Origin of the sequence: Xanthomonas sp. BRIP62411, assembly GCF_003993525.1 — a bacterium.
GTDB classification, from domain to species: Bacteria; Pseudomonadota; Gammaproteobacteria; order Xanthomonadales; family Xanthomonadaceae; genus Xanthomonas; species Xanthomonas euroxanthea.
This window is the reverse complement of record NZ_QEZI01000011.1, coordinates 508,728-521,086: the sequence shown is the minus strand read 5'-3', so window position 1 is coordinate 521,086 and position 12,359 is coordinate 508,728. Positions and strand designations below refer to the sequence as shown.

12 protein-coding genes are annotated in these 12,359 nt (G+C 66.5%); 11 read left to right on the top strand and 1 reads right to left on the bottom strand.

Going from position 1 to position 12,359, the window contains the following annotated elements:
- Positions 1–146: 146 nt before the first annotated feature.
- The gene (gene cysS, locus EO139_RS10420) at positions 147–1,571 is read right to left on the bottom strand and encodes a cysteine--tRNA ligase (RefSeq protein ID WP_164739806.1); all 1,425 of its coding nucleotides are present in this window, start codon (positions 1,569–1,571) and stop codon (positions 147–149) included.
- A 186-nt stretch (positions 1,572–1,757) separates the two neighbouring features.
- Between cysS and EO139_RS10410 the strand changes: the two genes are divergently transcribed.
- The 11 genes from EO139_RS10410 to proB all read left to right on the top strand — a co-directional run bounded on the left by EO139_RS10410 (position 1,758) and on the right by proB (position 12,359).
- On the top strand, positions 1,758–2,249 hold the full coding sequence (locus EO139_RS10410) for a hypothetical protein (RefSeq protein ID WP_164739250.1): 492 nt from the start codon (positions 1,758–1,760) through the stop codon (positions 2,247–2,249).
- Positions 2,250–2,561: 312 nt separating this feature from the next.
- Positions 2,562–3,587: an N-acetylornithine carbamoyltransferase gene (locus tag EO139_RS10405; protein ID WP_126970464.1), complete on the top strand. Its 1,026-nt coding sequence runs from the start codon at positions 2,562–2,564 to the stop codon at positions 3,585–3,587.
- A gap of 71 nt (positions 3,588–3,658) precedes the next feature.
- Positions 3,659–4,903 carry an argininosuccinate synthase gene (locus EO139_RS10400; RefSeq protein ID WP_126941812.1) on the top strand — a complete coding sequence of 415 codons (1,245 nt, stop codon included), beginning with the start codon at positions 3,659–3,661 and terminating at the stop codon, positions 4,901–4,903.
- Positions 4,904–5,099: 196 nt separating this feature from the next.
- The gene (locus EO139_RS10395; protein ID WP_126970462.1) at positions 5,100–6,200 is read left to right on the top strand and encodes an acetylornithine deacetylase; all 1,101 of its coding nucleotides are present in this window, start codon (positions 5,100–5,102) and stop codon (positions 6,198–6,200) included.
- A gap of 48 nt (positions 6,201–6,248) precedes the next feature.
- Entirely contained in the window at positions 6,249–7,592 is a 1,344-nt protein-coding gene (locus EO139_RS10390; protein ID WP_126970460.1) for an acetylglutamate kinase, read from the top strand.
- 5 nt (positions 7,593–7,597) lie between these two features.
- Complete coding sequence (locus EO139_RS10385) at positions 7,598–8,209, top strand: GNAT family N-acetyltransferase (protein ID WP_126970458.1); 612 nt, start codon at positions 7,598–7,600, stop codon at positions 8,207–8,209.
- Entirely contained in the window at positions 8,206–9,156 is a 951-nt protein-coding gene (gene argC / locus EO139_RS10380) for an N-acetyl-gamma-glutamyl-phosphate reductase (protein WP_126970456.1), read from the top strand. Before EO139_RS10385 ends, argC begins: the two co-directional genes overlap by 4 nt.
- Before the next feature lie 126 nt (positions 9,157–9,282).
- The gene (locus tag EO139_RS10375) at positions 9,283–10,578 is read left to right on the top strand and encodes an argininosuccinate lyase (RefSeq protein ID WP_126941820.1); all 1,296 of its coding nucleotides are present in this window, start codon (positions 9,283–9,285) and stop codon (positions 10,576–10,578) included.
- Entirely contained in the window at positions 10,578–10,931 is a 354-nt protein-coding gene (locus EO139_RS10370; protein ID WP_164739245.1) for a cupin domain-containing protein, read from the top strand. Before EO139_RS10375 ends, EO139_RS10370 begins: the two co-directional genes overlap by 1 nt.
- The gene (locus EO139_RS10365; RefSeq protein ID WP_115676911.1) at positions 10,931–11,191 is read left to right on the top strand and encodes a YciI family protein; all 261 of its coding nucleotides are present in this window, start codon (positions 10,931–10,933) and stop codon (positions 11,189–11,191) included. Before EO139_RS10370 ends, EO139_RS10365 begins: the two co-directional genes overlap by 1 nt.
- Positions 11,192–11,204: 13 nt before the next feature.
- A complete protein-coding gene (gene proB / locus EO139_RS10360; RefSeq protein ID WP_126970454.1) occupies positions 11,205–12,359 on the top strand; it encodes a glutamate 5-kinase in 1,155 nt (384 codons plus the stop codon).

Genomic DNA, 12,359 nt, shown 5'->3' with positions numbered 1-12,359 from the left:
GGCTGGGGGTGAGGGTAGGGGTGACGCCTCGCTGGAATTCGATGCGGGTGGCGTCGCCCTTACCTCAAGGAAGATGCATGTGGCTTCGCTCGCAGCCTCATCCGCCCCGGCGGGGCACCTTCTCCCGACGGGAGAAGGAAAGAGGGTCATGCGCGCTTCCAACGCACGCCTTGCGGGGTGTCTTCCAGCACGATGCCTTCGTCGGCCAGCTGCGTACGGATGGCATCGGCGCGGGCAAAATCCCTGGCCTTCTTCGCGGCATTGCGTTCTTCGACCAGCGCAGTGATGCGCGCATCGTCGCCGGCGTCGGTGCCGCGCGAGAACCAGGCGGCCGGATCCTGCTGCAGCAATCCCAGTGCCAGGCCTGCGCCGAGCAGCCGGGACTTCAGCGCGGACAGCGCGGCAACACCTGCCGGTGCGTCGCCGCCATGCGCGAGTTGGGTGCGCAGCGCGCGGGCCTCGGAGGCGATGCTGGCGATGACCGACAGCGCAAGCGGGGTGTTGAGGTCGTCGTCGAGCGCGGCCTCCACCTCGTCGGGAATCGTGGCCAGCGGCGCGGGGGCGATCCCTGCGGCGTGCTCGGCCGCGGCCAGGTCGCGCACGGTGCCGTACAGCCGATCCAGCGTGTTCTTGGCCTGTTCGATCAAGCCATCGGACCAGTCCAGCGGCTGCCGGTAATGCGCGCTCAGCAGCGCGTAGCGCAGCGCCTCGGGCGGATGCCTGGCGATCAGGTCGTGCACGGTCTCGATGTTGCCCAGCGACTTGCTCATCTTGGCGCCGCTGAAATTGAGCATGCCATTGTGCAGCCAGAAGCGGGCGAAGGTGGCGCCGCCATGCGCACATTCGCTCTGCGCAATCTCGTTCTCGTGATGCGGGAACTGCAGGTCCACGCCGCCGGCATGGATGTCGATGGTCGGGCCCAGGTGTGCGGCGGCCATCGCCGAGCATTCGATATGCCAGCCCGGGCGGCCGCGGCCCCAGGGCGAGTCCCAGCCGGGCAGCTCGTCGCTGGACGGCTTCCACAGCACGAAGTCGCCCGGGTCGCGCTTGTACGGCGCCACGTCCACGCGCGCGCCGGCCAGCATCTCGTCCGGATCGCGGCGCGAGAGCTTGCCGTAGTGCGCGAAGCTGGCCACCGCGAACAGCACATGGCCCTCGGCGGCATAGGCATGCCCATTGGTGATCAGCTGCTCGATCATCGCCACGATCTGCGGGATATGCGCGGTGGCTTCCGGTTCGATGTCCGGCGGCAGCACGCCGAGCGCGGCCATGTCCTGGCGATAGATCGCCGCGAAGCGGTCGGTGATGGTCGAGATCGGCACGCCCTGCGCCTGCGCGGCGGCATTGATCTTGTCGTCCACGTCGGTGATGTTGCGCGCGTAGCGCAGCGCCCCGAAGCGCCGCCGCAGCAGTGCGGCCAGCACATCGAACACGACCGGGCCGCGGGCGTTGCCGATATGCGCGTAGTTGTAGACGGTGGGGCCGCACACATACAGGGTGGGGCTGGACGGATCGAGCGGCGCGAACGGCTCGACCCGCCGCGTCAGGTTGTTGTGCAGGCGCAGGCTCATCGGCATCTGGAAAAGGATAACCGGGCGATTCTAGCCGGTCGCGGCGGGATGGCGAACCAGCCGTCTGCCTACCACGATGCCGGTGACCGGATGGGCTGCGTTCAGCCCAAGGGATCGCAAGCTCCATACACTTACGTATTGCTTCGCTCCGCCCCCCTGGTACTGATGCGACCTTCCCCGTTCTTCCTGCTGCTGTGTGTGTTCGCCTGGCAGGCACCGTCAGCGCATGCGGCAGAGACCGATCCCAAGAACAGGGTGGTGGTGATCGAGAACGTGAAGCTGGATTACGCGCAGGTGCTCAACGTCGAGCCGGTCTACCAGACCTTGCGTGCCACCCGCATCGAAGAGCAGTGCGAGGCCGAGCCGGTCGCGCCGGTGGTGCCGGCCGAGGACGAAGGCCGCATCAACCGGATGGTGGATTCGGTCAAGGAGATGTTCTCGCGGCGCCCCGAGCCGGCCGCCGTGCCGATGGCGGTGCCACCGACCAGCACGCGGCGCAACTGCCGGGTGGTGGAAGTGCCACGCGAGTTCCGGCGGCCGATCGCCTTCGACGTGGACTACGTCTACAAGGGCACCAAGTACCGCTCGCGGCTGCCGGAAGACCCGGGCAATCGGCTGCGCATCCGTGTGTCGGTTACCCCCTACATCCCCGACGCCATCGTCGCGCCGCCGCGTTGAGCTGCGCAGCGGTTGCGCCGTACCCGCATGCATGCGAGGATTCGCGCCCTATGCACGCAAACGCCTTTCAGCACGACACCAGCGCCGCCCGGATGGCCTCCGGCATGACCTCGCGTGCCCGCCGACCGGAATCCCACATTTTCGCTGGGTAACCGGAGCGTTTGGCTGTTCCGCTGTTGAAAACCCAGCCCTGAGGCTGGGTTTTTTCGTTTTGACGTCACAAAAGTTTCAACCGCAAGAAACGCGCATGTCGCGCACCCCGTCGCTCCTGGCGGACCACGCAGCAGAAGCACGCAGCACAAGGACCGATCGATGTCACTGAAGCACTTCTTGAACACCCAGGACTGGAGCCGCGCCGAACTGGACGCGCTGTTGACCCAGGCTGCGTTGTTCAAACGCAACAAGCTGGGAAGCGAGCTGAAGGGCAAGTCGATCGCGCTGGTGTTCTTCAACCCGTCCATGCGCACGCGGACCAGCTTCGAGCTGGGCGCGTTCCAGCTGGGCGGGCATGCAGTGGTGCTGCAGCCGGGCAAGGATGCCTGGCCGATCGAGTTCAATCTGGGCACGGTGATGGATGGCGACACCGAGGAGCACATCGCCGAAGTGGCGCGCGTGCTGGGCCGCTATGTCGACCTGATCGGCGTGCGCGCATTCCCGAAGTTCGTCGACTGGTCCAAGGACCGCGAGGACCAGGTGCTCAGGAGCTTCGCCCGGTACTCGCCGGTGCCGGTGATCAACATGGAGACGATCACCCACCCATGCCAGGAGCTGGCGCACGCGCTGGCCTTGCAGGAACACTTCGGCACCCAGGATCTGCGCGGCAAGAAGTACGTGCTCACCTGGACCTATCACCCCAAACCGTTGAACACCGCGGTGGCCAATTCCGCGCTGACCATCGCCACCCGCATGGGCATGGACGTGACCCTGCTGTGCCCGACGCCGGACTACATCCTGGACGAGCGCTACATGGACTGGGCAGCGCAGAACGTGGCCGAAAGCGGCGGCTCGCTACAGGTCAGCCACGATATCGACAGCGCCTATGCCGGCGCCGACGTGGTGTATGCCAAGAGCTGGGGCGCACTGCCGTTCTTCGGCAACTGGGAGCCGGAAAAGCCGATCCGCGACCAGTACCAGCACTTCATCGTCGACGAACGCAAGATGGCGCTGACCAACAACGGCGTGTTCTCGCACTGCCTGCCGCTGCGTCGCAACGTCAAGGCCACCGACGCGGTGATGGATTCGCCCAACTGCATCGCCATCGACGAGGCCGAGAACCGCCTGCATGTCCAGAAGGCGATCATGGCTGCCCTGGTGGGCCAGGGCAGCCGGGATTCGTGATTGGGGATTTGGGATTCGCAACGGCGAACCCGGCTCCCGACCCAACCTAGTCAACTTCTAAAGAGACCCCCATGTCGCAGCAGACCGCTTCCACCAATCCCGAATCCCCACTCTCCAATCCCGGCACAAATAAGGATATCGTTCTCGCCTTCTCCGGCGGCCTCGACACCAGCTTCTGCATTCCGTATCTGCAGGCGCAGGGCTATGCGGTGCACACCGTGTTCGCCGATACCGGCGGCGTGGATGCGGAGGAACGCGACTTCATCGAGAAGCGCGCCGCCGAGCTGGGCGCGGCCAGCCATGTCACCGTCGATGGCGGTCCGGCCATCTGGCAGGGCTTCGTCAAGCCGTTCGTGTGGGCCGGCGAGGGCTACCAGGGCCAGTACCCGTTGCTGGTGTCCGACCGTTACCTGATCGTCGATGCCGCGCTCAAGCGCGCCGAAGAACTGGGCACGCGCAGCATCGCCCACGGCTGCACCGGCATGGGCAACGACCAGGTGCGCTTCGACCTGGCGGTCAAGGCGCTGGGCGACTACCAGATCGTCGCGCCGATCCGCGAGATCCAGAAGGAGCACACCCAGACCCGCGCCTACGAGCAGAAGTATCTGGAAGAGCGCGGCTTCGGCGTGCGCGCCAAGCAGCAGGCCTACACCATCAACGAGAACCTGCTTGGGCTGACCATGTCCGGCGGCGAGATCGACCGGTGGGAAGCGCCGGGCGAAGGTGCGCGTGGCTGGTGCGCGCCGCGCAGCGAGTGGCCGGCCGAAGCGCTGACCGTCACCCTGACGTTCGTCGAAGGCGAGGCGGTCGCGCTCAACGGCAAGACGCTGCCCGGCGAGCAGATCCTGGCCCAGCTCAACAAGCTGTTCGCGCCCTACGGCGTGGGCCGCGGCGTGTATACCGGCGACACCGTGATCGGTTTGAAGGGCCGCATCGTGTTCGAAGCGCCCGGCCTGATTTCGCTGCTGACCGCGCACCGCGCGCTGGAAGATGCGGTGCTGACCAAGCAGCAGAACCGCTTCAAGCCGGACGTGGCGCGCAAGTGGGTGGAGCTGGTGTACGAAGGTTTCTACCACGACCCGCTCAAGACCGATATCGAGGCGTTTCTGAAGTCGTCGCAGTCCAAGGTCAACGGCGAGGTCACGCTGGAAACCCGGGGTGGCCGCGTCGATGCGGTGGCGGTGCGTTCGCCGCATCTGCTCAACACCAAGGGCGCGACCTATGCGCAGTCGGCCGACTGGGGCGTGGAAGAGGCGGAAGGCTTCATCAAGCTGTTCGGGATGAGCTCGACGCTGTATGCGCAGGTGAATCGCTGAGGCGACCGCTCCGCAGGCAGCCGGCATCTTGCTTCTCCCGCGTGCGGGAGAAGCTGGCGCATCGCGCCGGATGAGGGCGACCTGCCGCATGCCCCCATCCGCCCTGTCGGGCACCTTCCCCCGCAGGCGGGGGAAGGGCCAGAGGGGCGTTAGAAAGACCGACCACCCTCTGGCCGACGCAATCAAGACGCGATCAATGACCACACTGCTCGACAACACACTGACGCATCTGGAAAAGCTGGTGTCCTTCGACACCCGCAACCCGCCGCGGGCGATCGCTGCCGAGGGCGGCATCTTCGATTATCTGCGCGCGCAGCTGCCCGGGTTCCAGGTCGAGGTGATCGACCACGGTGCCGGTGCGGTGAGCCTGTATGCGGTGCGCGGTGCGCCCAAGTACCTGTTCAACGTGCATCTGGATACGGTGCCGGATTCGCCGCACTGGAGTGCCGATCCGCACGTGATGCGGCGTACCGACGATCGCGTGATCGGTCTGGGCGTCTGCGACATCAAGGGGGCGGCAGCGGCGCTGGTGGCGGCGGCCAATGCCGGGCAGGGCGATGCGGCATTCCTGTTTTCCTCCGACGAGGAAGCCAACGACCCGCGCTGCATCGCCGCGTTCCTGGCGCGCGGCGTGCCGTATGAGGCGGTGCTGGTCGCCGAGCCGACCATGAGCGAGGCGGTGCTGGCGCATCGCGGGATCAGCTCGGTGCTGATGCGCTTTGCCGGGCGTGCCGGGCATGCGTCGGGCAAGCAGGATCCATCCGCCAGTGCGCTGCACCAGGCGATGCGCTGGGGCGGCAGGGCACTGGAGCATGTCGAGTCGCTGGCGCATGCGCGCTTCGGCGGCCTGACCGGCCTGCGTTTCAACATCGGCCGCGTCGAGGGTGGCATCAAGGCCAACATGATCGCCCCGGCGGCCGAGCTGCGTTTCGGCTTTCGTCCGCTGCCGTCGATGGACGTGGATGGCTTGCTGGCCACGTTTGCCGGATTTGCCGATCCGCTCGCGGCGCATTTCGAAGAAACCTTCCGCGGGCCAAGCCTGCCGTCGGGTGACATCGCGCGTGCAGAAGAGCGCCGCCTGGCCGCACGCGATGTCGCCGATGCGCTGGACCTGCCGATCGGCAATGCAGTGGATTTCTGGACCGAGGCCTCGCTGTTCTCGGCCGGTGGCTATACCGCACTGGTGTACGGACCGGGCGATATCGCCCAGGCGCACACCGCCGACGAATTCGTGACGCTTGCGCAGTTGCAGCGTTACGCCGAGTCGGTCCATCGCATCATCAACGGCTGCAACTGAAGCCGCGTTCCGCGCCTGGCGCGGCCATTCCTCTCTTCGATCACGGCAATGTCCCTCTCCGCACAGCCCCACAAACAGACCCGTCAGACCATCGTGCGCCTGCTTTCGAGCATGGCCAGCGCCAAGGAAATCAGCCAGTACCTCAAGCGTTTCTCGCAGCTGGATGCCAAACGCTTTGCGGTGGTCAAGGTGGGCGGCGCGGTGCTGCGCGACGACCTGGACGCGCTGACCTCCTCGCTGTCGTTCCTGCAGGAAGTGGGCCTGACCCCGATCGTGCTGCATGGCGCCGGCCCGCAGCTGGATGCGGAGCTGTCTGCAGCGGGCATCGAAAAACAGACCGTCAACGGCTTGCGGGTGACTTCGCCCGAAGCGCTGGCGATCGTGCGCAAGGTGTTCCAGGCCTCCAACCTCAAGCTGGTCGAAGCGCTGCAGCAGAATGGCGCGCGTGCGACCTCGATCACCGGCGGCGTGTTCGAAGCGCAGTATCTGGATCGCGACACCTATGGCCTGGTCGGCGAGGTCAAGGCGGTGAACCTGGCGCCGATCGAAGCCAGCCTGCAGGCCGGCTCGATTCCGGTCATCACCAGCCTGGGCGAGACGCCGAGCGGGCAGATCCTCAACATCAACGCGGATTTTGCCGCCAACGAACTGGTGCAGGAGCTGCAGCCATACAAGATCATCTTCCTCACCGGCACCGGCGGTCTGCTGGATGCCGATGGCAAGGTGATCGATTCGATCAACCTGTCCACCGAGTTCGATCACCTGATGCAGCAGCCGTGGATCAATGGCGGGATGCGGGTCAAGATCGAACAGATCAAGGACCTGCTCGATCGCCTGCCGCTGGAATCATCGGTATCGATCACCCGGCCGGCGGATCTGGCCAAGGAGCTGTTCACGCACAAGGGCTCGGGCACGCTGGTGCGGCGCGGCGAGCGCGTGTTGCGCGCGACCTCCTGGGACGAACTGGACCTGCCACGGCTCAAGACCCTGATCGAATCCAGCTTCGGCCGCACGCTGGTGCCCGAGTACTTCAGCAGCACCAGGTTGCTGCGCGCCTACGTCAGCGAGAACTATCGCGCGGCGGTGATCCTCACCGATGAGGGCATGCTGGGTGCAAGCGCGTTGATCTACCTGGACAAGTTCGCCGTGCTCGACGATGCGCAGGGCGAAGGCCTGGGCCGTGCGGTATGGAACGTGATGCGCGAGGAGACTCCGCAGCTGTTCTGGCGCTCGCGGCACAACAACCAGGTCAACATCTTCTACTACGCCGAGTCCGACGGTTGCATCAAGCAGGAGAAGTGGAAGGTGTTCTGGTACGGGCTGGAGACCTTCGAGCAGATCCAGCATTGCGTGGCGCATTGTGCGACGCGCCAGCCGACGCTGCTGGGCTGAGTACGATGGCGCCCGTCGCATTGCCATCGCTTTGGCGCGAGCTGCCCACGCTACGCGGGCAACACGCAACACTGGAACCATTGCAGGCTGCGCATGCCGATGGTCTGCGCGGCGCGCTGGGCGATGGGGCCTTGTCGCGGCTGTGGTACACCGGCGTGCCGGCACCGGCGCAGGTGGATGACTACGTGGGCGCGGCCTTGGATGCGCAAGCCGACGGGCGGGTGCTGCCTTACGTGGTACGCGATGCGGCCGGTGAGATCGTCGGCTGCACGCGCTATTACGGGCTGGATGCGACAGTGCCCAAGCTGTCGATCGGCTACACCTGGTACGCGCCGCGCGTGCAGCGCAGCGGCGTCAATACCGACACCAAGCGGATGCTGCTGCAGCACGCCTTCGAAACGCTGGGCTGCCTGAGCGTGGTGTTCGAGACCAGCTGGTTCAATCACACCTCGCGCGCGGCGATTGCGCGGCTCGGTGCAAAGCAGGACGGCGTGCTGCGCAATCACACCCGTCACCCTGACGGCACACCGCGCGATACCGTGGTGTTCTCCATCATCGATACGGAATGGGCCGGGGTCAAACGCCACCTGCAGTTCCGCCTGGAAGCAAACGCATGACTGTTCAAGCAACGACCATCGGCATCGTCGGTGCCCGCGGGCATACCGGATCGGAATTGATCAAGCTGGTGGTGGCACACCCGCATCTGCAGCTGCTGTTCGTGTCCTCGCGCGAACTGGCCGGGCAGCCGGTGGCCGACCACAACGCTGCGTATCGCGGCGAATTGCGCTACGAGAGCCTGGATGCCGACGCGGTGGCCGCCAAGGCCGCCGACGTGGTGATCCTGGCATTGCCCAACGGCAAGGCCGAACCCTTCGTCGCGGCGATCGATGCGGCCAGGCCGCAGACACTGCTGATTGATCTGTCGGCCGATTACCGCTTCGATCCGGCCTGGTATTACGGGTTGCCGGAGCTGACGCGCGGCAACTACGCCGGGCAGAAGCGCATCAGCAACCCGGGTTGCTATGCCACCGCGATGCAGCTGACGATCGCCCCTTTGCTCGACCAACTGGCCGGCCCGCCGCAGTGTTTCGGCGTGTCTGGCTATTCCGGTGCGGGCACCACGCCGTCGGACAAGAACAACCCCGAGCTGCTGGCCGATAACCTGATGCCGTATGCGCTGACCAACCACATGCACGAGCGCGAAGTCTCTGCGCAGCTCGGCGTGCCGGTGGAGTTCATGCCGCATGTGGCGCCGCATTTTCGCGGCATCACCATGACCGTCAACCTGTGGCTGCAGCAGCCGCTGACACGCGAGCAGATCCAGGCGCGCTACACGCAGCGTTACGCCGACGAGCCGCTGATCGAGATCGTCGATGAAGCGCCGTGGGTCAGCCGCATTGCCGGCAGGCATGGCGTGCAGATCGGCGGCGTGACGTTGGCGCCGGGCAACAAGCGGGTGGTGGTGGTGGCCACGCTGGACAACCTGCTCAAGGGCGCGGCGACGCAGGCGATGCAGAATCTCAACCTGGCGTTGGGCTGGGACGAATTGACCGCGATTGGCTGATGATGCGAGTCCCTCGCAAGAGCCCGCACATCCATGTGCGGGGATTCGAAGATGCGAGTCCCTCGCAAGAGCCCGCACCTCCATGTGCGTTGATTTAACTGGACGACTTACTCGAGACGCTTTCCGATGACCAATCTGTTGTGGCAAAAACCCGGCGTGGCGGTGGACGCCAAGATCCAGAGTTTCCTGGCCGGCGACGACGTCATCCTGGACCGCGAGTTCTTCCTGTACGACATCGCCGCCAGCAAGGCGCATGCGCAGGGGCTGCAGCACATCGGCATCCTGTCGCTGCAGGAGCTGGGCGGGCTGAGCGAGCAACTGGATCTGCTGGCTGCCGATTTCCGCAGCGGTGCGTTCGTGCTGGACGAGCGCTACGAGGACTGCCATTCGGCGATCGAAGCGCGCCTGACCGAACGGCTGGGCGATGCCGGTCGCAAGATCCACACCGGGCGCAGCCGTAACGACCAGATCCTGGTCGCCACCCGCCTGTGGTTGAAGGACAAGCTGCAGCGCGTGGCCGAGCTTGGCGCGGAGATCGCCAAGGTGGCGCTGGATCGCGCGCAGGCAGAAGCCGCGTTGCCGGTGCCGGGCTATACGCATATCCAGCGCGCGGTGGTGTCCTCGGCCGGCATGTGGTGGGCGGGCTGGGCCGAGGCCTTTATCGACAATGCGGTGCGTGCGACCGACACCCTGCGTCTGGTGGACAGCAATCCGCTCGGTACCGCGGCCGGTTACGGCGTCAACCTGCCGCTGGACCGTGCGCATACCACCGCCGAGCTGGGCTTTGCACGGCTGCAGGTCTCGCCGATCTATGCGCAGCTCTCGCGTGGCAAGTACGAACTGGCCGCGCTCGAGGCGCTTGGCAGCGCAACGCTGGACCTGCGCCGGATTGCCTGGGACCTGTCGTTGTTCACCAGCGGCGAGTTCGCCTTCGTCGCGCTGCCGGCGCAGTACACCACCGGCAGCTCGATCATGCCGAACAAGCGCAACCCAGACGTGATCGAGCTGATGCGCGCCACCCACGCCAGCGTGGCCGCCGCGCGCACCGAGATCGAACAGCTGCTGTCGCTGCCGTCGGGCTATCACCGCGACCTGCAGAGCAGCAAGGGCGCCATCGTGCACGGCTTCGGGCGCGGCATGGCGGCGCTGGAACTGCTGCCGGCCCTGCTGGCCAACCTGGAATGGCGCCCGGACAAGCTGCGTGCGGCGATCGATTCGGGCATGTACGCCACCGACGTGGCGGTGGAAGCGGCCGTTGCCGGTGTGCCGTTCCGCGAGGCCTACAAGGCCGCGGCGGAATCGGCCGATACCGCCGGGCAGGGCCGCACGCCGGAAGGCAGCCTGGCCGCGCGCGTCTCGCCAGGCGCCGCCGCGGACCTGCAGCTGGACGTGCTGCGTGCCCGCTGGGAGGCGCTGGTCTGATGGCCGTGATCAGTACCGACAGCGCAGAACATTATCCCTGGGGCGAGGCCAGCGATGGCTGGCACCTGCTGCGCGACCCCAACCTGAGCGTGCTGGAAGAACGCATGCCGCCGGGCGCTGCCGAACTGCGCCATCGGCACAGCCGCGCACGGCATTTCTTCTATGTGCTGGCCGGCGAGGTAATGCTGCAGCTGGACGGCGAGCAGCATGTGCTGCGCGCGGGGCAGGGCCTGCATGTGCCGCCCGGTTCCACCCATCAGATGCACAACCTGTCCGAGAGGGAAGCGCGCTTTCTGGTGATTTCCACGCCGTTCGGCCGTAGCGAAGCAACACCCGACAAGGAGGCCGGCTGATGGCGACGCGCTATCTGGTATTGGCGATGCGCAAGCCGGATTTCCCGGCCGATGTGGTGCAGCCGCATCGTGCATTTCTCGATACGCTGCGGGCGGCCGGGCAGCTGGAGCTGACCGGCGGCTTCAGCGATGGCAGTGGTGGCGCCTACGTGCTGGTCAACGTGGACAGCCTGCAGCAGGCGCAGCAGATCGTGGCACGTGATCCGCTGGTACTGCGCGATGCCTCCACACTGACCGTCCATGAGTGGAACACGCACTGAGCAGACCGTCGCCATGAGCACGCCCATCGCCACTGCTGTGTCGTTTACCGAGCAGGTGCTGCCGCCGTGGCGACGCGCAGTGCTCAAGGTCGGCAGCAGCCTGCTGGCCGCCGATGGCGGTGGCTTGTCGCCACGGTTCGCATTGGGCCTGGCGCAATTCGTCTCGGCCAATCTGGCCGCCGGGCGCGAGCTGGTGATCGTGTCGTCGGGTGCGGTGGCGGCCGGCCGGGCGATCCTGCCCAGGGCGGCCGAGGCCGGCGCACCGATCGCCGCACGCCAGGCGCTGGCTGCGCTCGGGCAGGCACAGTTGATCGCGCTCTGGCAGCGCTTTTTCGAGCGCCCGGTGGCGCAGGTGTTGCTCACCCACGACGACCTGCGTAACCGCCGCCGCTATCTCAATGCACGCGCCACCCTGGGCGAGTTGTTGCGGCTGGGCGCGTTGCCGGTGATCAACGAAAACGACACCGTGTCGGTGGACGAGCTCAAGCTGGGCGACAACGACAACCTGGCCGCGATCGTCGCCGCCCTGGTCGATGCCGATGCCTTGTTCATCGCCACCGATATCGACGGGCTGTACAGCGCCGACCCGCGCAGCAATCCGCTGGCGCGGCCGCTCGACGAGGTGGCCGAGCTCACTGCCGAGGTGCTGGCGATGGCCGGCGGCAGCGGCAGCAGCGTGGGCACCGGCGGCATGCGCACCAAGCTGGAGGCCGCCGCCAAGGCCGGTGCGGCCGGCATCGAAACCTATCTGTTCAACGGCCGCAATGGCGATGTGGTGCGCGCCCTGGCGCAGGATCGCCTGCATGGCACGCGGATCCATGCCGCGCGTACGCGCATTGCCGCCCGCAAGTACTGGCTGCGCCACGCACCGGTGGAGGCGGGCGCAATCCTGATCGATGCCGGTGCCGCCGCCGCGCTGACCGACAAGGGCGCCTCGCTGCTGCCGGGCGGGGTGGCCAGTGCGCACGGCGACTTCCGGCGTGGCGACATGGTGGAGATCCGCCTGCGCGACGACGCCGGCGAGCGCTGCCTGGCACGCGGCGTCAGCCAGTATTCGGCCGTGGATATCCGCCGCATCGCCCGCCGCCACTCGCGCGAGATCGAGCCCGTGCTCGGCTACAGCTACGGCGAGAACGTGGTGCATCGCGATGATCTGGTGCTTTTGTAG